A 25057-nucleotide genomic window follows, 5' to 3' on the forward strand; every position below is an offset into this window, starting at 1 on the left:
GTACGAGGCTGATGACCGGACCCGACCGGCGAGCCATCGCTTGCCGGCCGGGTACCGCTTTTTTGCAAGGTCAACGACAATGCTCGTCTACGTCATCCGACGCCTGGGCCAGGCGGCACTCGTGCTGGCCGTCATGGCGACGCTCGTCTTCATCGCTGTCTATGCGGTGGGCGACCCTGTCGCGATCCTCGCGAGCCCCCAGGCGGACCAGCAGGAGCTGGAGGCGATCACGCAGCGCCTTGGCCTCGACAGGCCGCTCTACGAGCAATACGGTCTCTTCGTCTGGAATGCCCTGCACGGCGACCTCGGCCGCTCCTTCGTCTACAACGAGCCGGCGCTGACGCTGATCCTCAACCGCCTGCCGGCGACGCTGGAATTGGCGCTGACGGCCCTTGTCATCGCTGTCTTCATCGGCATCCCGCTCGGCCTCTATGCCGGCCTCAAACCGCAGTCGCTCGGCGGCCATTCCATCATGGCCGGCTCGATCCTCGGCTTCAGCCTGCCGAATTTCTGGCAGGGGCTGATGCTGGTGCTCCTCTTCTCCGTCATGCTCGGCTGGTTCCCGGCCGGCGGGCGCGGCACGACGCGCGAGCTCCTCGGCGTGCCCGTGAGTTTCCTCACCCTCGACGGGCTTTCCCACCTCATCCTGCCGGCGCTCAACCTCGCCCTCTACAAGATGGCGCTCGTCATCCGCCTCACCCGCGCCGGCACGCGCGAGGTGATGCTGCAGGATTACATCCGCTTCGCCCGCGCCAAGGGCCTGTCCCAGTCGCGCGTCATCGGCGTGCACGTCTTGAAGAACATCCTCATCCCGGTCGTCACGGTGCTCGGCCTCGAGCTCGGCTCGATGATCGCCTTCGCCGTCGTCACCGAGACGGTCTTCGCCTATCCCGGCATCGGCAAGCTGCTCATCGACTCCATCGGCCGGCTCGACCGGCCGGTGATCGTCGCCTACCTCATGCTCACCGTCGTGATGTTCGTGATCATCAACCTCATCGTCGATCTCATCTACGCCGCCATCGACCCGCGCGTGCGCCTCGAGGAGGCCAAGGCATGAGCGAACAGGCCGCCACCCCCGCGCCCGCAGCCGCCGCCCGCCCGACCGACAAGGGCGAGAGCCTGCTGCTGCGCCACGTCGCCGCCTTCTTCGAGAGCCCGCTCGCCGTCATCGGCCTTGCCGGCCTCGTTGTGCTGGTCATCCTGGCGCTCGCGGCGTCCTTCATCGCGCCGCAGAACCCCTACGACCTCGCGCAGCTCGACATCATGGACGGCACCCTGCCGCCGGGATCGGAGAGCCTTGCCGGCTACACCTACTGGCTCGGCACAGACGAGCAGGGCCGCGACCTGCTGTCGGCCATCCTCTACGGCCTCAGGATCTCGCTCGGCGTCGGCGCCATTTCCGTCGTCATCGCCTGCGCCGTCGGCGCCTCGGTCGGCGTCATCGCCGCCTATGCCGGCGGGCGCATCGACAATTTCGTCATGCGCGTCGTCGACCTGCAGCTCTCCTTCCCGGCCATCCTCGTCGCCCTCGTGCTGCTCGCCGTCTTCGGGCGCGGCGTCGACAAGGTGATCATCGCCCTCGTCATCGTGCAGTGGGCCTATTATGCGCGCACGGTGCGCGGCTCGGCCCTCGTCGAGCGGCGGCGCGACTATATCGAGGCGGCGCGCTGCCTCGCCCTGCCGAAGAACCGCATCGTCTTCCGCCATCTCCTGCCCAACTGCCTGCCGCCGCTGATCGTGGTGGCGACGGTGCAGGTGGCGCATGCGATCGCGCTCGAATCCACCTTGTCGTTTCTCGGCGTCGGCGTGCCGGTGACGGAGCCATCGCTCGGCATGCTCATCGCCAAGGGCTACGACTATCTTCTGTCCGGCAAGTACTGGATCTCGACCTTCCCCGGCATCGCCCTTGTTGCCGCCATCGTCGCCATCAACCTCGTCGGCGACCGGCTGCGCGATGTCCTGAACCCGAGGTTGTCGCGATGAGCGAACCCGTCCTTTCCGTCCGCGACCTCGTCGTGGAATTCACGGCCCGCGAGGGGGTGCTCACCGCCGTCAACGGCGTCAGCTTCGACGTCCATGCCGGCGAGGTGCTCGGGCTCGTCGGCGAATCCGGCTCCGGCAAATCGGTCACTGGCCTTGCCGTGCTCGGCCTCATCGACCCGCCGGGGCGCATCGCCTCGGGCGCCATCCTTCTCAACGGCGAAGACCTGACGAAGAAGAGCGAGGCCGAGCTGCGCCGCCTGCGCGGCCGCAACATCGCGATGATCTTCCAGGACCCGATGACGACGCTGAACCCGGTCCTGCGCGTCGACACGCAGATGATCGAGGCCATCCGCGCCCATGAGAAGGTGTCGGAGCGGGCCGCGCGGGATCGCGCCCGCGACGCACTCGCCAAGGTCGGCATCCCCTCACCCGAGGAGCGGCTCGTCTCCTATCCGCACCAGTTCTCCGGCGGCATGCGCCAGCGCGTCGCCATCGCCATCGCGCTGCTGCACCGCCCGGCCGTCCTCGTCGCCGACGAGCCGACGACGGCGCTCGACGTCACCATCCAGGCGCAGATCCTATCCGAGGTGCAGCAGCTCGCTGCCGAGAGCGGCACGGCGCTGGTCTGGATCACGCACGACCTGTCCGTCGTCGCCGGCCTCGCCGACCGCGTTGCCGTGATGTACGCCGGGCGCATCGTCGAGGAGGGCCGCGTCGCCGACGTGCTCGAGCGGCCCGCCCATCCCTATACCAACGGCCTCATCGGCTCCGTGCCGAGCCGCAACAGGCGCGGCGAACCGCTGGCGCAGATCCCCGGCATGACGCCCTCCCTCGCCAGCCTGCCGCCCGGATGCGCCTTCGCGCCGCGGTGCCCGCGGGCGGACGCCGTCTGCAAGGCCCCGCCCGGTGTGACGCATACCGGCGGCGCCCGCGCCTTCCGCTGCTTCCATCCCCTCATTCCCGTGGAGGCCGCCGCGTGACCGCCGCCCCCATCCTCGCACTCGACGGCGTCTCCAAGCGCTTCGTCCGGAAGCTCGACGCAGCCGAGAAGATTGCCAACCTCTTCGGCGCGCGGCGCCATGAGCAGGTGGTGCATGCCGTCGACGGCATCGACCTGACCATCGCGCCGGGCGAGGTCGTCGGCCTCGTCGGCGAATCCGGCTGCGGCAAATCCACGCTCGGGCGCGTCGTCGCCGGCATCCTCGAGCCGAGCGCCGGCAGCGTCTCCTACGAGGGGCAGGACGTGGCGAAGCTCACGGGCGCGGCGCGGCGCAAGGTGGACCTCGCGGTTCAGATGGTCTTCCAGGATCCGATGGCATCGCTCAACCCGCGCCTGCGCGTCATCGACATCATCGGCGAGGCGCCGGTGGTGCACGGCCTCGTCTCGCGCGCCGAGGTCGAGGACTACGTCTGCGACGTGATGACCCGCGTCGGCCTCGACCCCGCCACGCGCCGGCGCTATCCGCACCAGTTCTCGGGCGGCCAGCGAGCGCGTATCGGCATCGCCCGTGCGCTCGCAGTGAAGCCCAAGGTCATCGTCTGCGATGAATCGACCGCGGCGCTCGACGTGTCGATCCAGGCGCAGGTGCTCAACCTCTTCATGAAGCTCAGGGAGGAACTCTCCCTCACCTATCTCTTCGTCAGCCACGACCTCGGCGTGGTCGAGCACATCGCCGACCGGGTCGCGGTGATGTATCTCGGCCGCATCGTCGAGCTCGCACCGGCAGAGGAGCTGTTCCGCGCGCCGAACCATCCGTATACGCGGGCGCTGCTCGAGGAGGTGCCGCGGCTCGAGCCGAAGAAGAAGACCTTCTCGGCGCTGAAGGGCGAGCTGCCCTCGCCGTTGTCGCCGCCAAGCGGCTGCCATTTCCACCCGCGCTGCCCCTATGCCTTCGACCGCTGCCGCACGGAGCGGCCGGCGCTCAAGGCCATCGGGCCGGGGCGCGTGTCCGCCTGCCATCTCAACGACAAGGCGGCGTGAAGGTGACGACAGGGCGCAGCGTCGTGCTCGGCGACCGGCGCATCGCGCTCGCCGATGACCAGCCCACCTTCTGGGAGCGCGTTGCCGCCGACAGCTGGGAGCCCGGCACCCGCCGCCTCATCGACACGCTCGTCGACGCCTCGACGCTCTTCGTCGACCTCGGCGCCTGGGTCGGGCCGACGACGCTGCAGGCGGCGGCGCGCGGCGCGCGCGTGGTGGCGGTCGAGGCCGATCCCGCCGCGCTCGACCAGCTCGGCCGCAACCTCGCCGCCAATCCCGGGCTGGCCGCGCGAGTCACGGTGGTGCCGAAGGCGATCCATCCGGACGGTGGCACCGTCACCTTCGGTGCCCGGCGCAAGCCCGGCGATTCCATGTCGAGCCTGCTGCTCGCCGGCGCCGATACCACCTGGCAGGCCGAGGCCCTGACACCTGCCGCGCTCGCGGAGCGGCTGCCGGCCTCCCCCCGCCGCGTCATCAAGATCGACCTCGAAGGGGCCGAGTACGCGCTCCTGCCGGCCATCGCCCCCCTCGTGGCGCACGCGAACGTCGCCGTCATCGCCTCCTTCCACCCGCGCGTGCTCGCGGAGAGCGGCGAAACCGAGGTTGCCGGCGCGACGCGCCGGGCGCTCGCCGCCTTCGCCGGCTGGCGCGCCCACAGGGTGACGGAAGCCGGCGCCGCGACCGAGGCGCAGGATGCCGCCGGCATCGACGCCGTGGCGCATGACGAGTGGCTCTTCGTCAGATCGTGACGGTGAGGATATCGCCGATCGTCTCGCGGCGGTCGGCGATCCAGACGGCGATGGTCTCGCTGCGGCCGCGCACCGCGACATGACGGAAGTCGCCGCCCGGGCATTCGATGCCGGCGGCCTTCAGCGTGTCCTCCGACGTGACGAGCAGGCAACGGAACTCCTTCGTCATCTCCTCAAGCCGGCTCGCCGTGTTGACGGTATCGCCCAAAGCTGTCAGCTCGCGCTCGCCGCCGCGGCGCATGCCGCCGACGCGGCCGAGCACGGCCGGGCCGGTGTGGATGCCGAGCCCCATGCGCAGCGGCGTCGGCACGAGGCCGGCGAATTCGGCATTGAGATCTTCCAGCGCTGCCAGCATCTCGCCGGCCGAGGCAAGCGCGGCGCGGGCGCCGGCGTCGCGCTCCGGCCGGGTGCCGAAGAGGGCCATGATGCCGTCGCCGAGGAACTTGTCGACGGTGCCGCCGTGCCGCTCGATGACCGCGGTCATCGCCTCGAAGTAGGAATTGAGCAGGAAGACGGTGTCGTAGGGATACATCTCCTCGGCGAGCGAGGTGAAGCCGCGCAGGTCGGCGAAGAGCACTGTGATGCGCCGCTCGACGCCCCAGCGATAGGGATCGCGCTGGCCGACATCAGCGCCCTCGGCCGGCACCAGCAGGTGGACGCCGAGATCGGCCGTGGGCCTGAGCTGGCAGGCGAGGCGCACGTCGGGCGGCGCGTCGATGCGGGCCAGCACCGTCTCCTCCAGCGCGCCGCGCGGCGGCAGCGTCTCGCCGCCGGCGGTGACGAGGACACGGCAGGTGGTGCAGCGCCCGCGCCCGCCGCAGATTGAGACATGCGGCACGCCGTTCATTCGGCTGATCTCGAGCAAGGTTGGGCCGGGCCTTGCCCGCACCAGCCGCCCGCCGCCGTAGCTGATCCTGACCTTGGCCCTGAGGCGCGTCGCCACGCGCACGGCGATGAGGCCGAGACCCACGGCACCCAGGAAGGCGAAGACCAGGTGGTTCCCGGCCTCTGCCAGCCAGCCCGCCAAGGCGGCGGTCTCCCCATTCGGCCAGCGTGGCACCTCTCTGCCGTGATCGAGCAGCTCCAGCCGGCGGGCGGCCTCGATCCAGCCGGCGAGCGCGAGCAGGGGCAACGCCGTGGCGATGGAAAGGAGCCACGGCGCCGCCGCCGGGAACCACGCCTTCGGCCGCAGCCAGTGGTAGAGGCCGATCGAGGCATGGCCCCAGACGATGACGACGAGCAGCGACTGGCTGACGGCCGCCTCCGGCCACAGCCGCCGCAGCACCGGCTCGTAGAAGTCGTCCACGCCGGCGGCAACATGCATGCCACGGGTACCGAGGATGTGCCCCACGAGCAGCACCGGGATGGCGAAGCCGAGGCCGATCTGCAGGGCGTCGTTCACCGGCATGCGCCAGGTGCGCCGACGGAAGAGCGCCCTGACGCCGAGGGCGATATGTACGGCAAAGGCGCCGTAGAGCAGGATGGTGCCCGGTGGTGATCGCCAGAGCGCCCAGCGCCACGTCTGCACGACGTCCATCACCGCGATGCTGACGAGCCCGAGGGCGTGGTTGAGGAAGTGCAGGAGGACGAAGGCGAAGAGGACGAGCCCGGAGGCCAGGCGCAGACGCGCGAGCGACGGCAGCAGGCGCCACCCGCCTCCCCGGCCCCTCCCCGTGCCCCGCTCCACACCCTTGCCGGAGCTATCGCCCCTTGCAACCTCGGTCGCGGTCACGCGTTTCCCTCCGCAGCGGCGCGATCCATGACGGCGAGATCGACCGGCCCCGCCACGCCCTCGACCGCAACGCCCGGTACCAGCCGGAAGGCAGCCGCCGCCGCGAAGCCCTCGGCCTCGGCCCTGGCGAGCGTCGCCGCATCCGTGACCGCGCACGTGCAGCCGATCTTGTTGTGCTTCTCGAGCTTGGCGGCCAGGTTCACGGGCTCGCCGATCACGGTGTACTCCAGCCGGCCATCGTTGCCGACGGTACCGAACAGGACGCGGCCGGAGACCACCGCAAAGCCGACGTCGACCTTGCGCCCGCCGGCCGCGGCGAAGGCATGGCTGAAGCGCGCCGCCTCGTCGGCCAGGGCGAGGACCGCCCGCAGCGCATCGGCCGTCGGGGTCGGCGAGACACCCGTGCAGCCGAAGGTGGCCAGGATGCCGTCGCCGAGGAACTTGTCGATCGCCCCGCCATGCGAGGCGATGATCGCGCCCATGCGCTGCTGGTAGGCGATGAGCAGGCGCATCACCTCGTCCGGCGGATGATCGGCGACGAAACGGGTGAAGCCGCGGATGTCGGAGACGAGCACCGCCGCCTCGACCATCTCGCCGCGCCCGGGGGCGAGCCCGTCGCCGCTCGTGATGCGCCGGGCAACCGTGGGGTCGAAGAAACGAGACAGCTCCGCCGTGGCGGAGAGGCCGAGCGCCGCCGTCAGCAACTGGCGGCGACCGCGCGCAATGGCGATGGCGAGGACGCCGGTGAAGAGGAGGATGGTGACGATCTTCTCCACCTCGGCGCCGACGAGGATGCTGTTCGAGGTCATATAGGCAACGAAGTCGCGCGTTACCGGCGCGTCCACATCCGCGCCGGCCGCATCGAAGGCATAGGCCGTCATCCCCGCCCAGCCGACAGCGGCGACGACGCCGGCGAAGATGACGAGGCGTGGCTCGAAGCGCAGCGCCCTGATGGCGATGAAGAGGAAGACCAGGAGGAAGGTCGGCGCCTTGAGATAGAAGGCCGCCGGCTGCTGGTACTGCAGGTGGAAGGACCAGATGAGGCCGTAGAGCAGCGTGAAGTCGATGACGGTAAAAGCCGGCACCAGCCAGCCGTGCATCCGCCCGCGACGGGCGAGCGCGACACGGATGAGGCCCAGAACGAGAAAGATGCCGCCGACGACAGGCACGGGCCGGAAGGCGCCGATGGCGTCGAGCGCCTTGGGCGAGACAGCGTAGAGCACGTTGAAGAAGACGGCGATGGCCACGACGAGCCAGGCCGAGAGCACCTCGGCCTCGCGCGTTTCGCCGTCGACGATGCGCTGCGCGCGCTCCGGCAGGCGCCCGAAAGCACCGAGCGCGCCGAGCCGTCGCCCGGCGGAACGCGTGCTGGCTGTGCCAAGATCACCGACGGCCATGCGTTCGTTCCGCCCGTTGCCCTCGCCGGTTCCATGTTAGCGCCAGCGGATGCCGAGGCGAACGGCCGGCGCCTTCAGGAATTGCTCTGCGCGAGGCGCGCGTTGGTGCGCTCCAGCCGCTTGGCGAGCTCCCGCATGACGGCGATGGACATCTGCGGGAACTGGTTGAGCAATTCGAGAAAAACCCTCTTGTCGATGCGCAGGGCGACGATGGGCACCGCCGCCGTCACGGTCGCCGAGCGCGGCGTGTCGGACAGGATGCCCATCTCGCCGACGATGTCGTTGCGGGCGAGCTCCGCGACCTTCAGCGGCCCCGACGGCGTGTCGAGCGTCACGTCCGCCTGGCCGTCGAGGATGACATAGGCGGCATCGGCCGCATCCCCCTGCCGGAAGAACGGCTGGCCGGCGGAAAAATGCACCCGCTCGCCGGTGAAGGCGAGGAGCTTGAGCCGCGCGGGATCGATGTCCCGGAACATCGGCACCTGCCGCAGCGATTGAACTTCCGAATCCAGTGTCATCCATGTCCCCCTGCAACATTGGCCGCGGCGGCATCGGCCTCCCGTCCCTCCCGTCCGGCTGCCGGGCTGCGGCGGAGTTCCGCCCTCGCCCCATCGAAGACGATGAGCGCATCGAACCCCTCGGCCTGTTCTTCGTCCCGCAACACCGCGACGAAGCAGCGGTTCTCGAAGGTGGCGAGCAACCCTTCGCGGATATGCCGCGCCTGCTCCTCACCATAGGCCGCAAGCCCGCCATCGAGAATGAATATGTCGGGTTTCTTGACGAGACAGCGCACCAGATTGACGCCGGCCCGCTGATGCGGTGCGAGAAGCCGCCCGCCGGGCCCCACCTGGAAGCCGAGTCCTACCTTCTCCACCTCCTCGCGCAGGCCCAGTTCGTCGACGACGGCGCTGACCACGCGCATGACGCGCGACTGGGCGTCGGCGATGCCGTGCGCGATGCGGCCGAAGAGCAGGTTCTCCCGCAGGGGCGCGGCATCGCATACCGACTCGGGATCGTAGAGATCGAGCTGGCGCGCCCAGACGGAGCCGTCCAGCGCCGTGCGGAAGATGACGCGCGCCGCGACAATGGCCTGCCTGAGACGATCGTCGAGAAGGCCGAGGCGGTGGCGCGGCTCGATATAGTCAAGCGCGAGCGCGAGGAGCCGTGCGCGGTCCTCGCTGTTGAGAGCCTTCAGCCCCTTGGCCGCGACACGCCGCAGAATGTCCTCGAACTCCGGCAACTCGTCGGCATCGATGAAGGAGAACTGCTCGAAGAGGGGATGACCGGGCGGCAGGTCGCGGAAGATCTCGGTCATCGTCTCGGTGATGCGTGCACCGATGGCGACGAGATCGTCCATCAGCGCACCCCGGTCAAGCGCCTTGCGCACCACCGGATTGACCGCCCGCCCCCGCCCCGTGAAGGCCGGCCCCACGGCGACGCCGAACAGGAGGTTCTCGCCGATGCTGGCCTGAGCATTGTAGCGGCCGGGATCGAACGGCTCGACCAGGTTCTCGAGGCCCTGCTCGGCAAGCATGCTGCGCAGGCGGCGGCGGGCCTCGACCACCTTCTCTGCAAGATCGGGCATACGCTGGCTGGATACGCGGCCGAGTAGGCCGAAGCGATAGACGTCCTCGCGCATGCCGATCCGGCCGAGCGCCCCGAGCAGCAACCCGTCGAGACCATCGGCATCCTCGACGCCCAGCCGCTCGTAGTCGATCCATTCGTCCTCAAGCCGGTCGATGGGATTGCCCGTGCGCTCGGCCTCCATGCGCCGCCGGCGCGCCTGCGGTCCGTCGTCGGTCAGGCGCCTGATAGGCCGGTTGCGCAGGCCATAGATGAGGTTTTCCCGCAGCGAGCCGGGGAAGAGGGCCGGTTCCGGCCCCGCATAGGCGAGGTGCCGGCCGAGTTGGCCCTCGGAAATGCGGCCGAGGTCGCGCCCGCCGATCGTGACACGCCCGGCATATTCGTCGTGCCGGCGGGCGAGCACCCGCGCAAGTGTGCTCGGCCCCGGGCCGCCGTCACCAATGATGGCGAGCCGCACCGGGAAAGGCAGTGTGAAGGAGAATTCCTCGACGATCGGCGAGCCGTGGGGGTCGGCGATGCGCAGCCGCTCCGCGGCGATCGGTCCCGCGAGCGGCCCGTCCTCCTTCTCCTGCGCCACGAAGACGTCGAGCGGCACGAGCTTGTCGGGCAGGAACTGCTGGATGATCTGGTCGTACTTGATCTGCACGTCGAGGCGCTGCTGGTCCCAGTCGATCAGCTCCTTGAGTGGCGGCGGCAGGTCGCGGTAGGCGCCGATGACGGCGACGAGCTGGCCGATGTCCAGCTGGCCCTTGAGCGCGAGATAGCCGCCGATGGCATAGAAGAGGAAAGGCGTGATCTGCGCGAGAAGATTGTTGATGAACTTGACCATGAACTTCCACTTGTAGATGCGGAAGCGCAGGTCGAAGAGATGATGAAGCCGGTCGCCAATCTCCGCCTTCTCCCAGGCGGTGGCGTCGTGAACGTGCACGGCTTCCATGCCATCGACGATCTCGGCGATGCGCCCGGCGAGCTTGCGCGAGGCGATCTGGCGCTCCTTGCCGAGGCGCAGCTGGACCCGCCGCATGCGCGGTATGATGACGAATTGCACCCCCACCACGGCCGCTGCGAGCAGGCCGAGCCAGACGTTCTGGATGAGGATGAAGGCCATCGCCGTCGCGGCCTGGGTGCCAAGAAACAGCGGCTGGACGAAGGCATCGCCGATGAAGCCGCCGATAGGCTCGACCTCGTCCTTGATGATGGTCGCCGTCTCGGATGATTTCACCGTGCGCAGGGTCGAGGGCGTGAAGCGCAGCGTCGTCGCGAAGAGATCGAATCGCAACCGGCGCAGCATCCGCTCGCCGAGTGCCCCCTTGGCGACGTTGATGACGTATTTGAAGGCGCCGTTGATGAGGACGAGGGTGAGGAACAGCGTCGACAGCCCGAAGAGCAGGCCGAGTTGATCGACCGAGAAGCCCTCGAACAGCTCGATCGTGCCCCCTCCCATGAGGGGCGGCAGGTCGAAGGAGATGATGAAGAAGCGGGCTTCGGTCCTGCCTTCCGTGAAGGCACCGCCCTGAATGGCCTCGTTGACGATGCGCTTCGGCAGTTCCAGCGACCAGAAATAGAACGGCAAGGAGGCGATGACGACCGCGAAGATCGCGAGCTGTTCACGCTTGGAAAATCGCCAAATGTAGCGAAACAGGCTCTTGTCCAAGCCTTTCTCCTTGATTCAAGGCGCGGGCGTTGCCACTGTCCGCGACACGGGCCCATGGTGGGCATCTGTCGAGGACGGGGACGCGCGCCCGGCTGCATGCTAGAAGAAAGAGATAAGGGCGCAAACGGCCCTTATCCCCCATGGCCACATTAATCGAGACTGATCAGGAGGCTGCCGATGCGGGCAGCAGAGACGGGCACCTTGTCGCTGAACTCCGGGCAAGATGGGTACAGCCCGCATGCCGATCAAGACGGCCAGCACGCGCGTGTCCTCATCTACAGCCATGACACGTTCGGCCTCGGGCACCTGAGGCGCTCGCGCGCCATCGCCAATGCGCTCGTCGCCGAGCGGCCGGGCGTGTCCGTGGTCATCATCTCGGGCTCGCCCGTCATCGGCAATTTCGAGTTCGGCTCCGGCGTCGACTACGTGCGCGTGCCCGGCGTCGTGAAGCAGCCGGACGGGGACTACCGCAGCCTCAATCTGCATGTGCATCTCGAGGATGCCATCGGCCTGCGCAGCGCCATCATCGAGCAGACGGCGCGCACCTTCAGGCCGGACCTCGTCATCGTGGACAAGGAGCCGACGGGATTCCGCGGCGAGATCGTGCCGGCGCTGGAGCGGCTGCAGGGCACTGGTGCGCGTATCGTGCTCGGCGTGCGCGACGTGATGGACGAGCCCGCCCTCCTCGTGCCGGAGTGGGAGCGCAAGGGCGCCGCCGAGGTGCTGGAGCGCTATTACGACGAGGTGTGGGTCTACGGCCTGCGCGAGATCTACGAGCCGCTTGCAGCCCTGCCGCTCGCCAACGATATCGCCGAGCGCATCACCTATACCGGCTACCTGCGCCGCAGCGTGCCGCAGGAGCCCGGCCTGACGCGCTATCCCAAGATGACGAAAGGCCCTTTCGTGCTCGTCACGACGGGCGGTGGCGGCGACGGGGACGACCTCATCGACTGGGCGATCTCCGCCTATGAGAGCTCGACGCCACCGGAAATCCCGGCGGTTGTCGTCTTCGGCCCCTTCATCAACCGCGACACCCGGCGCGGCTTCATGGAGCGCATCGCGCGCAACCCCAAACTCGACGCCATCGCCTTCGACACCAAGCTCGAGGTGCTGATGAGCCGCGCCACGGCCGTCGTCGCCATGGGGGGCTACAACACGTTCTGCGAGGTGTTATCGCTCGACAAGCCGACCCTGATCGTGCCGCGCACCAGCCCGCGGCTCGAGCAATATATCCGCGCCGTCGAGGCCGAGCGGCTCGGCCTCGTCAACATGCTCGTCCATGAGAATGGCCATCGCGACCCGGACCGCATGGCGCGCGCCATCGACCGGCTCGCCGACCAGAAGCGGCCGTCCGAGGTGACTGTGCCCGGCCTTCTCGACGGGCTCGACGTCATCCAGCAGCGCTTCTCCTCCTGGTTGGAACGGCGCGCCGCGCGGGCCATGACCCAGGCCGCCGAATAGCCCCGCATGACGATGTCCGGTTCTTCTCGCGGCGTCTCGCCGCCGGCGCGCATCGCCATCGTGGTGAAGGGCTATCCCCGCCTGTCCGAGACCTTCATCGCCCAGGAAATCCTGGGGCTCGAGCAGCGCGGCCTTGCCCTCGCCATCTGGTCGCTGCGCCATCCGACCGAGCGCATCAGCCATCCGATGCACCGGCAGATCGCGGCGCCTGTCACCTACCTGCCCGAATATCTCTACCAGGAGCCGCTCCGGGTCCTGCGCGGCGCCCTCATCGCTCTCGCCAATCCCCGGCTCGGGAAGCTGATCGTCGCCTTCTGGCGCGACCTGAAGCGCGACTTCACACCCAGCCGCGGCCGACGCCTCGGGCAGGCACTCGTCATGGCCCGCGAACTGCCGGCCGACATCCGCCACCTGCATGTCCACTACCTGCACACGCCCGCCTCGGTCGTGCGCTATGCGAGCCTGCTCCGCGGCCTGTCCTTCAGCTTCTCGGCCCATGCCAAGGACATCTGGACGACGCCGGACTGGGAAAAGCGCGAGAAGATCGCCGACAGCACTTGGGGCGTCACCTGCACAGAGACGGGGCACAGCCACCTCGCCGCGCTCGCGCCGGACGACGGGCGTGTCCACCTTGCCTATCATGGGCTCGACCTATCGCGCTTTCCCGTCCCGCCGGCCGAACGCCCGGCACGCGACGGCAGCGATGCAGCCGACCCTGTGCGGATCATCTCCGTCGGGCGGGCGGTGGCGAAGAAGGGCTATGACGACCTCCTTTCCGCTCTCGCCGCGCTGCCGGAGGGGCTCCACTGGCGCTTCGCCCATGTCGGCAGCGGCGACATGCTCGCGAGCCTCAAGCGGCAGGCGGCGGCCAGGGGCATCGCCGACAAGGTCATCTTCCTCGGTGCCAAGGCGCAGCCCGATGTGATCAATCTCATGCGCGAGGCCGACATCTTCGTGCTGCCGGCCAAGGAGGCGAAAAGCGGCGACCGCGACGGGCTGCCCAACGTGGTCATGGAAGCGGCGAGCCAGGGCCTTGCCGTCATCGCCACCGATTTTTCCGGCATTCCCGAATTCATCCGCCACGACCGGGAAGGCTGGCTGACGCCGCCGGGCAACTGGGAGGCGCTCGCCAACGCCCTCAACCTGCTCGCGCGCGACCCTGAGGCGCGCCATCGGCTGGGGACGGCCGCCTTCAACCGCCTGCGCGACGACTTCTCGGCCGATGGCGGCATCGACCAGGTCGCGGCGCTGCTGCGCAGGAGCCTCGGCGAGAGGCCTGCCGAGGTCCCCGTCGCCGAGGAGGAGGCGCGGCCGTGAGCGGCGGGCCCGTGGCCTTCTACGCTCCGCTCAAGGCGCCGGACGATGCGACGCCGTCCGGCGACCGCCGCATGGCGCAGCTCCTTCTCGCAGCGCTGGAACGGGCCGGCTACGGGCCGGAAATTGCCTGTCGCCTCAGAACCTTCGACGGGGCGGGTGACAAGAAGATTCAAGAGCGGCTGCGGGCCGAGGGCGAGCGCGAGGCGGAGCGGCTCGTCGCGGACTATCGAGTGCTCCCACCGGCTGAGCGGCCACGCGTCTGGTTCACCTACCACGCCTATTACAAGGCGCCCGACTGGACCGGGCCGCGCGTGGCCGCGGCACTCGGCATCCCCTATGTCGTCGCGGAAGGCTCACGAGCGGCCAAGCGCGCCGGCGGGCCGTGGGCGCTGGGGCACGAGGGGGCCGAGCGTGCCCTCGACGCCGCGCGCCTCATCTTCGTCATGACGGAGAACGACCGGCCGTCGCTGGAGGCCCTGCGTCCTGCCGGACAGGAGTTGGTCAACCTGCCGCCGTTCGTCGATGTCGCTGCGGGGCCAAGCGCCGATGCGCACGGTCACCCGATCCTCCCCCGCGAGGGGGAGGTGGCGGCGAAGCCGACGGGGGGGGCGCCTCGCGCAGGCCGAACCCCACCCGTCTCGCCCCAATGGGGCGAGACACCCTCCCCTCGAGGGGAGGGATCAGCCAGGCCTGCCCGCCTGCTCACCGTGGCGATGATGCGGCCCGGCGACAAGCTGGCGAGCTATCGCCTTCTCGCGGAAGCGCTCGGCAGGCTCGGCGAGCGGCCGTGGCAGCTCACAATCGTCGGCGACGGCCCCGAGCGAGCCATGGTCGAAGCGCTCTTCACGCCCTTCGGCGAGCGGGTGCGCCTTGCCGGGCGCGTGGACGATGCGGGCACCCTCGCCCGCCTCTATGCCGGTGCCGACCTCTTCGTCTGGCCGGCCGTCAACGAGGCCTACGGCATGGTGCTCCTCGAGGCGCAGGCCGAGGGCTGTCCGGTCGTCGCGGGTGACGAGGGCGGCGTCGCAAGCGTCGTCCGCCACGGCGAGACGGGCCTTCTCACCCCGGCGCGCGATGCGGATGCCTTCGCGGCCGCGATCGCCAGCCTCATCGACGACCACGCGCGGCGCAGGCAGATGGCCGCGGCGGCGCGCCGTTTCGTGCATGGCGAGCGCTCCCTCGGCCATGCCGCCGTGATCATTGCGGATGCCCTGTCCTTCATCGGAGTACGGCCTTGAAGCGCCACGTCCTCATGGCCGTCACCCATCTCCTCGGCGCCGGGCACCTCACGCGCATGGCCGCGCTCGCCCGCGGCCTCGCCCGGGCCGGCCACCGCGTCACGCTCGCCTCCGGCGGCATGCCGGCGCCGCTCGTCCGGCTCGATGGCGTGACGCTGCTGCAACTGCCGCCGCTGCGCTCGCACGGCGTTGATTTCCGCACCTTGCTCGACGCCAACGGCAACAAGGCTTCGCCGGCCCTGATGCAGGAGCGGGCCGAGCTTCTGGCAAAGGCCGTGACGGAGGGGCAACCGGACGTCGTCATTACCGAGCTTTTTCCCTTCGGCCGCAGGATGTTGGCGGCGGAATTCATCAGATCGATTCAAGCGGCGCGCGCCCTCAAGCCGGCGCCGCTTCTGCTCGCCTCGGTGCGCGACGTGCTGGTGGCGCCGGCGCGCGCCGAGCGCATCGCAGAGGCCGAGGCGCGGCTTCTCGCGGCCTATAACGGCGTGCTCGTGCATGGCGATGAGGCCGTCCTGCCGCTCTCGGCATCCTGGCCGGTGAGCCACAATCTGCGACCACTCCTCCATTACACCGGCTATGTCGACGAGGGCGCCGACCGCCCGCAGGCGCCCGCGACGGGTGCCTTGCCGGAAGGCGATTTCATCCTCGTCTCCGGCGGCGCCAGCGCCGCGGCCATGCCACTCTACCGCGCGACGATCGCGGCGGCCGGCCTCCTGCCCGAGCACCCCTTCCGCCTGCTCATCGGCCAGAGTGTGGCCCCGGCGCTGTTCGCCGAGCTTGCAATGGCCGCCCCGGCCAATTGTACCATTGAGCGCGCCCGCCCCGATTTCAGGACCCTGCTCGCGCGCTGCGCCGCCTCGGTGAGCCTTGCCGGCTACAACACGGTGACGGATCTCATCCGCACGCGGGCGCGGGCCGTGCTCGTCCCCTTCGAGGAAGGCAACGAAACCGAACAGCGTCAGCGGGCTGAGCACCTCGCCGCCTCGGGCATCGCCGAGCTGGTGCCGCAAGCGGCGCTCAGCGGCGAGCGACTGGCGGAGGCCATCGCCCGAGCGCTCTCGCGGCCACGGCCCCAGGCGCTCGCCGTCGCGCTCGACGGGGTCGAACGAACGACGACGATCATCGAAAGGCTCTGCGCAGGCAGAAGTCGGGCCGCTGCGCCCGCCATCGTCAGCCGTGACGAGAACCGTGCCTGGGCCGAACTCGACGAGGCGCTCGATGTCCTCGCGCGCACCGGGCGGCGCGTCGGGCTGTGGTGGCGCGACGATGACGCGGTCCAACCCTCACAGGCCCTCGACAGGCTGCTCGTTCTCTCCGCGCGAACGGGCGTGCCGGTGGCGATCGCCGCGATCCCGTCGCAGGCGGGGCACGACCTTGCCGTGCGCCTCGCGGCGGCCCCCCAGGCAAGCGTGCTCGTGCACGGTTTTGCCCATGCCAACCATGCCCCGGCGGGCGAGAAGAAAGCGGAATTCGGGCCGCACCGCGACCGGGCTGAGATGGAGCGCGAATTGCGCAGCAGCCTCGCCATGGCGCGGGCCGTCTTCGGCGAGAAGCTGGTGCCGGTCTTCGTGCCGCCCTGGAACCGCTGCGTCCCGGCGCTCGCCCCCGCCCTCGCCCGCGCGGGCTATGCGGGCCTGTCGCTCTTCGGCGACCGGACGGCGCCGGACATGGCCGGCCTGCCGCTCGTCAACACCCATCTCGACCCCATCGACTGGCACGGTTCGCGCAGCCTCGCCGAGCCGGCGCGCCTGCTTGCCGGTCTCGCTGAGGCTATCCGGCGGCGTGCCGGCGGCATTGCCGATGCGGATGAGCCCATCGGTCTCCTCACCCATCACCTGGTGCACGACGAGGCCGTCTGGGCGTTCTGCGAGCGGCTTCTGACCAACTTGCGGAACAGCAGTGCCGTCGAACCCGTTTCAGCGCTTGCCCTCTTCGGCCACACGCCGCGACGCTGAACGGTGCCGCAGGCCTGAGGGACCTTGCCCGCAGCGGGTATATTTCCGTGGCGCAGCCGGCCTCACGCAAGAAAGACGTTTTCACTTTTGCGCGTGGCGCTTTAGTGTTGAAACCTCCCATGCTGGGAGGGGGCATCGGGAGGAGCTGCGTGACGCCGGGACGGGAGCACGGGAACCGCATACTGCTCAGTGTCCGCGATCTCGCCGTGGATTTCGCGGGTGACGGCGGCGGACGCTTTCGCGCGCTCGACGGCATCTCCTTCGACATCCCGGCCGGCAGCACCGTCGCCCTCGTTGGTGAATCCGGCTCCGGCAAGTCGGTGACGGCCCAGGCGATCATGCGCATCCTGCCCAGGAAGGGGCGCATCGCAACGGGCAGCATCCTCTTCGGCGAAGCGCAGCGCGGCGCCCCCGTCGATATCGCGCAGCTCGATCCTCGGGGCGACACGATGCGCGACCTGCGCGGCGGGCGCATCGCCATGATCTTCCAGGAGCCGATGACGTCCCTGTCTCCCCTGCATACCGTAGGGGACCAGGTGAGCGAGGCGCTGCTGCTGCACCGCAACGTCACGGTGCAAGAGGCTCGTGCCGAGGCCGAGCAGGTCTTCACCCGCGTCGGCTTTCCCGACCCGAAGCGCACCTTCGTCACCTATCCGTTCGAGCTGTCGGGCGGCATGCGCCAGCGGGCGATGATCGCTATGGCGCTCATCTGCAAGCCTGCGCTCCTCATCGCCGACGAGCCGACGACGGCGCTCGACGTGACGACGCAGGCGCAGATCCTCGATCTCATCCGGGAATTGCAGGCCGAGACCGGCATGGCGGTGCTGATGATCACCCATGATCTCGGCGTCGTCGCCAATGTCGCCGACGAGGTGGTCGTGATGTATCGCGGCCGCATCGTCGAATCCGGCCCGCGCGACGAACTCTTCCGCAACCCGCAGCACCCCTATCTCAAGGCGCTCATGCGGGCGGTGCCGCGCTTCGACATGGCTCCCGGCGAGCGGCTGACGCCGCTGCGCGAGGTGGCGAGCGGCGACATCATCGCCTCCGCCCCCCGCATCGAGCGCCCGGCGCCGCGCGGGCCGGTGCTCGCCGTTGACGAGGTGTCGAAGACCTTCACCCTGCGCAGCGGCTGGTTCTCGGGCGCCACGCGCAAGGTCCACGCCGTCAATCACGTCAGCCTCACGCTGACGCCTGGCACGACGCTCGGCCTCGTCGGCGAATCCGGCTGCGGCAAGACCACCCTGTCGAAGATGATCATGCGCGCCATCGCACCCGACGAGGGACATGTCTTCTTCGACGACGGCAATGGCCCGCGCGACGTGCATGCGCTCGCGGGCGACGATCTCTTCGCCTATCGCCGCGCCGTGCAGTTCGTTTTCCAGGACCCGTTCTCGTCGCTCAACCCGCGCATGACGGTCTACGAAATCCTGACGGAGCCGCTCGTCATCCACGGCATCGGCTCGCCGCAGGAGCATTTCGCCAAGGCGAAGATGCTGATCTCGCTCGTCGGCCTCGAGAAGCAGCACCTGCGCCGCTATCCGCATTCCTTCTCGGGCGGACAGCGCCAGCGCCTCGGCATCGCGCGCGCGCTTGCGCTGTCGCCACGGGTGCTGCTGTGCGACGAGCCGGTGTCGGCGCTCGATGTCTCGGTGCAGGCGCAGATCCTTAACCTGCTCAAGGACCTGCAGGCAGCACTCGGCCTGTCCTATCTCTTCGTCTCGCACAATCTCGCGGTCGTCGACTACATCGCCGACGACATCGCCGTGATGTGCCGCGGCCGCATCGTGGAGCAGGCGCCGAAGCAATCGCTCTTCAGGCGTCCGCTGCATCCCTACACGCAGGCGCTCTTGGCCGCCGTGCCGAGCCCGGACCTGAACCATCCGCTCGATTTTGCCAAGCTGCGCGGCGACCGGTTCTCGCATCCCTCCGAGTGGCCGGAGCCCTACCGGCTGACGGCGGACGGCCCCGGCGAGATGGTGGAGGTCGAGCCCGGCCACCTCGTGCGCGTGACCGACGCCGGCGCGAGGATTGCGGCATGACGGCGCTCGGGCTCATGTCCGCCCCCCTGTGTCGCACGATGGCAGGCCTCGCCTTATGCCTCGCCATGATTGCCGCCGGCGCGGGCGCGGGCCAATCGGCCCCGGCTTTGAAGGAAACGCCGTTCTTCGAAGAGGCGGTGGACAATGGCCAAATGCCTCCCGTTGCGGAACGGGTGCCGCTGGAGCCGCTCGTGGTCGACCTCGAGGCGCGCGGTCGCGTCACGGGCCGGCCGGGCGGCGCCATCACGACGCTCGCCGCCAAGGCGCGCGACATCCGCTATCTTTCGGTCATCGCCTATGCCCGGCTCGTCGGCTATGATGAACATCTCAATCTCGTGCCGGACATCCTCGCCTCCTACGAGGTGGAGGACGGGCGTCGCTTCACCCTCCACCTGCGCAAGGGGCACCGCTGGTCCGATGGGCACCCTTTCACCGCCGAGGATTTCCGCTACTGGTGGGAGGATGTGGCGCTGAACCGCTACCTGATGCCGGCGGGCCCGCCCGATTTCATGCTCGTCGACGACGAGCAGCCGACCTTCGAGGTGCTGGACGAGACCACCGTGCGCTACACATGGTCGAAGCCCAATCCCCGCTTCCTGCCGACCCTCGCCAAGCCGCTCGACCCGCATATCTACCGGCCGGCCCATTACCTGAAGCGCTTCCACGCGCGCTATACCGACCCGGAGACCTTGGCGCAGGCGGCTTCTCGGCAGAAGCTCAAGTCCTGGGCCGCGCTGCACAACCGCGTCGATTCCATGTCGGACTTCTCCGACCCCGAGTTGCCCACCCTCGACCCGTGGAAGGTCGACAACGCGGGACCGACGAGCCGCTTCGTCTTCTCGCGCAACCCCTATTACCACCGCATCGACGCGGCCGGGCAGCAGTTGCCCTACATCGACAGGGTCTATGTCGACATCGCCTCAAGCGGGCTACTCGCCGCCAAGGCCAATGCCGGCGAGGTCGACGTGCTCGCACGGGGCCTGACCATGGCCGACATTCCGGTGCTCAAGCAGGGGGAGAAGGCCAAGGGCTATCGCACACTGCTGTGGCCCATCGCCCGCGGCTCGGAAGTGGTGCTCTACCCCAACCTCAATGCGACCGATCCGGTCTGGCGGGACCTCAACCGCGACGTGCGCTTCCGCCGCGCGCTCTCGCTCGGCATCGACCGGCGCACCGTCAACAATGCCCTGTTCTTCGGGCTCGGCATGGAGGGCAACAACACCGTACGCGAAGGCTCGCGCCTGTTCGAGGAATCGTTCCGCAAGCTCTACGGCACTTACGACCCGGACGAGGCCAACCGCCTGCTCGATGAGATCGGCCTCGACCAGCGCGACGGCTCGGGCCTGCGCCTCCTGCCGGACGGGCGCCTGCTCGAGATCGTCGTCGAGGTCGAGGGCGACATGACCATGCTCGTCGACACCCTGCAGCTCATCGGCGAGTTCTGGCGCGAGATCGGGGTCAAGCTCTTCATCAAGCCGCAGGACCGGACCGTGCTGCGCAACCGCGCCTATTCCGGCCTGCCGGTAATGACCGCCGCTCCGGGCCTCGACAACGCCATTCCCACCCCTGCGATGCCACCGGGAGAACTGGCCCCCATCAGCCAGTATCACCTGTCCTGGCCCAAGTGGGGCCAATATGTGGAGACGCACGGCAAGGTCGGCGAAGCCTGCGACATGGACGAGCCGAAGGAGCTGCTCGCCCTCTACAAGGCGTGGCTGCACACGACCGATTCTGCCGAGCAGGCCCGCATCTGGCGCGAGATGCTCGCGCTGCACGCGGAGAACCAGTGGACGATCGGCACGGTGGCGGGCGCGATCCAGCCCATCGTGCTGCGCAACGGCCTCGCCAACTTTCCGGACAAGGCGCTCTACAGCTGGGAGCCGACCTCGCTCGTGGGCATCTACCGTGTCGACGAGATATTCTGGGACCGCGCCGACCGGCGCGTGGCGTCCGCACAATGATCGGCTTCATCGCCCGCCGGCTGGTCACGATGGTGCTGACCCTGCTCGTCATCAGCCTCCTCGTCTTCCTCATCATCAAGCTGCCGCCGGGTGACTTCCTGACCAACCAGATCGCCGAGCTGCGCGCCCAGGGCGAGGCGGCGGCCATGGCCAAGGCTGAGTTCCTGATCAGGCAATACGGCCTCGACAGGCCCGTCTTCGAGCAATACCTCGTCTGGATTGGCGTCTGGCCGGGCCCCAACGGCTTCTCCGGCCTGCTGCAAGGCGACTGGGGCTGGTCCTTCGAGTATGATCGGCCAGTCAACCAGGTCGTCGGCGATGCGCTCTGGCTGACGCTGCTCGTCAATTTCACCACCGTCATCTTCGTGCATGTGGTGGCCATCCCCATCGCCATTTATTCGGCGACGCGGCAATATTCCTTCGGCGACTATCTCGCCACCTTCGTCGGCTATATCGGCCTTGCCACGCCGAACTTCCTGCTGGCGCTCGTGCTGCTCTACTACATGAACCGCTGGTTCGGCATTTCCATCGGCGGCCTGTTCGACGCCCACTACGCCAACGAGCCGTGGAGCCTCGCAAAGGTAGGCTCGCTGCTGCAGCACCTCATCGTGCCGACCATCGTCATCGGCCTGTCCGGCACGGCGGCGATGATCCGGCGCATGCGCGCCAACCTCCTCGACGAATTGTCGAAGCAATATTACGTCACCGCCACGGCCAAGGGCCTGCCGCAGACGCGGGCGCTGCTGAAATATCCCTTCCGCATGGCCCTCAACCCCTTCATCGCCGACATCGGCAACCTCCTGCCCAACCTTGTCTCCGGCTCGGTGCTGGTGTCGCTGGTGCTCAGCCTGCCGACCGTCGGCCCGATCCTGCTGGCGGCCCTCAAGTCGCAGGACCAGTTCCTCGCCGGCTTCATCCTCATGTTCGTCGCGGTGCTCACCGTCGTGGGCATGCTGATCTCCGACCTCCTGCTCGCGTGGCTCGATCCGCGCATCCGCCTCGGACAGCGCTGAGATGACGAATGTGAGCGAAATGCCCTCCCGCCGCCGCAGTGCGCATTTCGTCGACGACGCACCCTTCGATCCCGGCGCAAGTGAGCCCGGTGGCCGCGAGGATGAGCGCTTCTTCCGCGCCTCCTCGCTGACCCTCATCTGGTGGAAGTTCCGCCGGCACAGGCTGGCCGTCATCTCGGCCTTCGTCCTCATCGCCCTCTATGCGGCCATTCCCTTCGTCGAGGTGATCGCGCCCTACGGGCAGGCGCAGCGCAACGGCGACTTCCTCTATGCGCCGCCGCAGCGGGTGCATCTCTTTCACGAGGGCTCGCTCGTCGGCCCCTTCGTCTATCCCTACAGCTTCAGGTTCAACCTCGAGACCTTCACCCGCGACTACGACATCGACACGAGCCGCCCGCAGCGGCTGCGCTTCTTCTGCTCCGGCGAGCCCTACCGCTTCTGGGGGCTGTTCGATGCGCGCTTTCATCTCGTCTGTCCGCCGGAGGACGGCACCTTCTTCCTGCTCGGCACCGACAGGCTGGGACGCGACGTGTTCTCGCGCATCGTCTACGGGGCGCGCATCTCGCTCACCATCGGCATCGTCGGCATCGCGGTGTCGTTCGCGCTCGGCCTGTTCTTCGGCGGCATCGCCGGCTATCTGGGCGGCTGGGTGGATAACGCCATCCAGCGCCTCATCGAGATCCTGCGCACGCTGCCGGAGCTGCCCCTGTGGCTCGCGCTGTCGGCCGCCCTGCCGCCGAACTGGAGCCCGCTGCTCGTCTTCTTCGGCATCACCATCATCCTCGGCCTGCTCGACTGGCCGGGCCTTGCCCGCGCGGTGCGCTCGAAGCTGCTCGCCCTGCGCGAGGAGGATTTTGTCAAGGCGGCGGAGCTCATGGGGGCGTCGCGGGCCCGCATCATCGGACGCCACCTCATCCCCAACTTCATGAGCCACCTCATCGCCTCGGCGACGCTATCGATCCCCTCGATGATCCTGGGCGAGACGGCCCTGTCCTTCCTCGGCCTCGGCCTCAGGCCACCGATCACGAGCTGGGGCGTGCTGCTCAACGAGGCCCAGAACCTCGCGGCGGTGAACCTCTACCCATGGCTGCTGTGGCCGATCGCCCCCGTCATCATCGTCGTCCTCGCCTTCAACTTCATGGGCGACGGGCTGCGCGACGCGGCCGATCCATATCATTAAGGCGGCAGTCGGCGGTCGGCATCAGGCAGTCGCTTCGACGGACAGCCGATTGCCTACGGCCGCACCAGTTCCATCCTATCCACGTCCACCAGGCCGAAGTCGCTGATCTTGAGATGCGGGATCACCGGCAGGGGCAGGAAGGCGACCTGCAGGAACGGCTCCGGCAGCGTCACGCCGAGCGCCTTGGCCGCTGCGCGCAGGGGACCGAGGCCGGCATGCACCTCCTCGTACGGCCGGTCGCTCATCAGGCCGGCAACCGGCAAGGGCAGTTCCGCGCGCACCGCCCCGCCCTCGACGACGACGAAACCGCCGCGGATGGCGCCGAGCCGGTTGACGGCGAGCGCCATGTCGGCGTCGTCGACGCCGACGACGCAGATGTTGTGGCTGTCGTGGCCGACCGATGAGGCGATGGCCCCGCGCTGCATGCCGAAGCCCGAGACGAAGCCGAGGCCGATGTTGTCGTTGCGACCGTGGCGGGCGACGACCGCGACCTTGGCGATGTCCGCGGACGGATCGGCAACCAAGGCGCCGTCGCGCTCGGACATGGTCCGGCTCAGCCGCTCCGTGATGATCTTGCCGGGGACGACGCCGATGACCGAACGCTCGCCCGCTGTGCCGGCGATGGAGAAGTCCGCAGAGGCGACCTCGCGCGCCTTCATGCTGGCAAGGCCGATCGGCGCCACCGGCTCACGTTCCGCAAATAGCTCCGGCCGCACGCGCCGCCCACCGACGATGACGTCCGACACGCGGCATTCCTCGAGATGGTCGAGAAGGACGATGTCCGCCCGTCTGCCGGGCGCGATCATGCCACGGTCGACGAGTCCGAACGCGGCCGCCGCCGTCAGCGAGGCGGAGCGATAGGCGGCGAGCGGCGGCACACCGAGGGCGATCGCGCTGCGGATGAGGAAGTCGATATGCCCCTCCTCCGCGATGTCCAGCGGATTGCGGTCGTCAGTGCAGAAGGCGAGAAACGGCGACGTTGCAAGGGTGAGCAGCGGAGCGAGCGCATGCAGGTCCTTCGACACCGAGCCCTCGCGGATGAGCACGGTCATGCCCTTGCGGATCTTCTCGAGTGCCTCTTCCGCGCTCGTCGCCTCGTGCTCGGTGCGGATGCCCGCGGCGCAATAGCCGTTGAGATCCTTGGCGCTGAGCAGGGGCGCATGGCCGTCGATATGGCCGTTGGCGAAGGCCTGCAGCTTGGCCGTGCAAGCCGGATCGAGGGCGAGGACGCCGGGAAAGTTCATGAACTCGGCGAGCCCGATCACCTTCGGATGGGCCCAGTAGGGCACGAGGTCGTCGGCGTCGAGCCGCGCCCCCGACGTCTCCAGTGCCGTCGCCGGCACGCAACTCGACAGTTGCACGAAGAGGTCCATCGCCATACGCTCGGCCGAGGCGAGGAAGAAATCGAAGGCCGGGGCACCGAGCACGTTCGCCATCTCGTGCGGATCGCAGATCGCGGTCGTCACCCCGTGCGGCAGCACGCAACGCTCGAACTCCTGCGGCATCACGAGCGAGGATTCCACGTGGCAGTGGGTGTCGATGAAGCCGGGAACGGCAATACGCCCGCCGCCCTCGATGATCTCGCGTCCGTCGTAACGATCGTAGGTCCCGACGATCGTATCGCCGCAGAGCGCGATATCCGTCGGGACGAGATCACCCGTCACGAGATCGAGCATCCTGACGTCGCGCACCACGACATCCGCCGCCGTGGCGCCCCTGCCCTGCGTCACCCGCTCGCTCAAGCCAGCCCGCAACATCGCTCCCCCCGCTCGCCGCAACCGTTCTGACCATCCTAGACGCGCTCCCG

18 protein-coding genes are annotated in these 25057 nt (G+C 68.8%); 13 read left to right on the forward strand and 5 right to left on the reverse strand.

Translation table 11 applies throughout. The features are described from left to right. Nucleotides 1-79: 79 nt before the first annotated feature. From ASC46_RS06445 to ASC46_RS06465, 5 genes are read left to right on the forward strand one after another with little or no spacing between them, the layout of a single operon-like run. Nucleotides 80-1057, forward strand: a complete 978-nt coding sequence (locus ASC46_RS06445) for an ABC transporter permease (RefSeq protein ID WP_019401280.1) — start codon at nucleotides 80-82, stop codon at nucleotides 1055-1057. After that, a complete protein-coding gene (locus ASC46_RS06450; RefSeq protein WP_055458431.1) occupies nucleotides 1054-1983 on the forward strand; it encodes an ABC transporter permease in 930 nt (309 codons plus the stop codon). The genes ASC46_RS06445 and ASC46_RS06450 overlap by 4 nt, the downstream gene beginning before the upstream one ends. Beyond that, nucleotides 1980-2963, forward strand: a complete 984-nt coding sequence (locus ASC46_RS06455) for an ABC transporter ATP-binding protein (protein ID WP_055458432.1) — start codon at nucleotides 1980-1982, stop codon at nucleotides 2961-2963. The genes ASC46_RS06450 and ASC46_RS06455 overlap by 4 nt, the downstream gene beginning before the upstream one ends. Further along, nucleotides 2960-3964 carry an ABC transporter ATP-binding protein gene (locus ASC46_RS06460; protein WP_096335330.1) on the forward strand — a complete coding sequence of 335 codons (1005 nt, stop codon included), beginning with the start codon at nucleotides 2960-2962 and terminating at the stop codon, nucleotides 3962-3964. The genes ASC46_RS06455 and ASC46_RS06460 overlap by 4 nt, the downstream gene beginning before the upstream one ends. Next, nucleotides 3961-4713, forward strand: coding sequence for an FkbM family methyltransferase (locus tag ASC46_RS06465; RefSeq protein WP_055458433.1), 753 nt, complete (start codon nucleotides 3961-3963; stop codon nucleotides 4711-4713). The genes ASC46_RS06460 and ASC46_RS06465 overlap by 4 nt, the downstream gene beginning before the upstream one ends. Here the strand turns inward: ASC46_RS06465 and ASC46_RS06470 are convergent. The 4 genes from ASC46_RS06470 to ASC46_RS06485 form a co-directional block, all read right to left on the reverse strand. Then, nucleotides 4703-6445: an adenylate/guanylate cyclase domain-containing protein gene (locus tag ASC46_RS06470; protein WP_055458434.1), complete on the reverse strand. Its 1743-nt coding sequence runs from the start codon at nucleotides 6443-6445 to the stop codon at nucleotides 4703-4705. The genes ASC46_RS06465 and ASC46_RS06470 overlap by 11 nt on opposite strands. Further along, nucleotides 6442-7842: an adenylate/guanylate cyclase domain-containing protein gene (locus ASC46_RS06475; protein ID WP_055458435.1), complete on the reverse strand. Its 1401-nt coding sequence runs from the start codon at nucleotides 7840-7842 to the stop codon at nucleotides 6442-6444. Before ASC46_RS06475 ends, ASC46_RS06470 begins: the two co-directional genes overlap by 4 nt. Before the next feature lie 74 nt (nucleotides 7843-7916). Beyond that, complete coding sequence (locus tag ASC46_RS06480) at nucleotides 7917-8360, reverse strand: Crp/Fnr family transcriptional regulator (protein ID WP_019401287.1); 444 nt, start codon at nucleotides 8358-8360, stop codon at nucleotides 7917-7919. Further along, nucleotides 8357-11080: an ABC transporter ATP-binding protein/permease gene (locus tag ASC46_RS06485; protein WP_055458436.1), complete on the reverse strand. Its 2724-nt coding sequence runs from the start codon at nucleotides 11078-11080 to the stop codon at nucleotides 8357-8359. Before ASC46_RS06485 ends, ASC46_RS06480 begins: the two co-directional genes overlap by 4 nt. 177 nt (nucleotides 11081-11257) lie before the next feature. Between ASC46_RS06485 and ASC46_RS06490 the strand changes: the two genes are divergently transcribed. The 8 genes from ASC46_RS06490 (at nucleotide 11258) to ASC46_RS06525 (ending at nucleotide 23250) form a co-directional block, all read left to right on the forward strand. Continuing rightward, on the forward strand, nucleotides 11258-12541 hold the full coding sequence (locus tag ASC46_RS06490; RefSeq protein WP_072249433.1) for a glycosyltransferase family protein: 1284 nt from the start codon (nucleotides 11258-11260) through the stop codon (nucleotides 12539-12541). A gap of 12 nt (nucleotides 12542-12553) precedes the next feature. Then, nucleotides 12554-13858 (forward strand): glycosyltransferase, encoded by a 1305-nt coding sequence (locus ASC46_RS06495; protein WP_096335339.1) that lies wholly within the window; start codon nucleotides 12554-12556, stop codon nucleotides 13856-13858. After that, nucleotides 13855-15096 carry a glycosyltransferase family 4 protein gene (locus ASC46_RS06500; RefSeq protein WP_055458438.1) on the forward strand — a complete coding sequence of 414 codons (1242 nt, stop codon included), beginning with the start codon at nucleotides 13855-13857 and terminating at the stop codon, nucleotides 15094-15096. Before ASC46_RS06495 ends, ASC46_RS06500 begins: the two co-directional genes overlap by 4 nt. Beyond that, on the forward strand, nucleotides 15093-17054 hold the full coding sequence (locus ASC46_RS06505; RefSeq protein ID WP_055458439.1) for a glycosyltransferase: 1962 nt from the start codon (nucleotides 15093-15095) through the stop codon (nucleotides 17052-17054). The genes ASC46_RS06500 and ASC46_RS06505 overlap by 4 nt, the downstream gene beginning before the upstream one ends. Nucleotides 17055-17203: 149 nt before the next feature. Beyond that, on the forward strand, nucleotides 17204-19096 hold the full coding sequence (locus ASC46_RS06510; RefSeq protein ID WP_082464724.1) for an ABC transporter ATP-binding protein: 1893 nt from the start codon (nucleotides 17204-17206) through the stop codon (nucleotides 19094-19096). Next, the gene (locus ASC46_RS06515) at nucleotides 19093-21057 is read left to right on the forward strand and encodes an ABC transporter substrate-binding protein (protein ID WP_055458440.1); all 1965 of its coding nucleotides are present in this window, start codon (nucleotides 19093-19095) and stop codon (nucleotides 21055-21057) included. Before ASC46_RS06510 ends, ASC46_RS06515 begins: the two co-directional genes overlap by 4 nt. Further along, nucleotides 21054-22070: an ABC transporter permease gene (locus ASC46_RS06520; RefSeq protein WP_055458441.1), complete on the forward strand. Its 1017-nt coding sequence runs from the start codon at nucleotides 21054-21056 to the stop codon at nucleotides 22068-22070. Before ASC46_RS06515 ends, ASC46_RS06520 begins: the two co-directional genes overlap by 4 nt. A gap of 19 nt (nucleotides 22071-22089) precedes the next feature. Continuing rightward, entirely contained in the window at nucleotides 22090-23250 is a 1161-nt protein-coding gene (locus tag ASC46_RS06525; RefSeq protein WP_055458517.1) for an ABC transporter permease, read from the forward strand. 53 nt (nucleotides 23251-23303) lie between these two features. Here ASC46_RS06525 and ade read toward each other — a convergent pair whose 3' ends face one another. Beyond that, the gene (ade, locus tag ASC46_RS06530; protein WP_096335332.1) at nucleotides 23304-25007 is read right to left on the reverse strand and encodes an adenine deaminase; all 1704 of its coding nucleotides are present in this window, start codon (nucleotides 25005-25007) and stop codon (nucleotides 23304-23306) included. Nucleotides 25008-25057 lie beyond the last annotated feature (50 nt).

It is taken from the genome of Chelatococcus sambhunathii, from assembly GCF_001418005.1.
Classification (GTDB): Bacteria; Pseudomonadota; Alphaproteobacteria; order Rhizobiales; family Beijerinckiaceae; genus Chelatococcus_A; species Chelatococcus_A sambhunathii.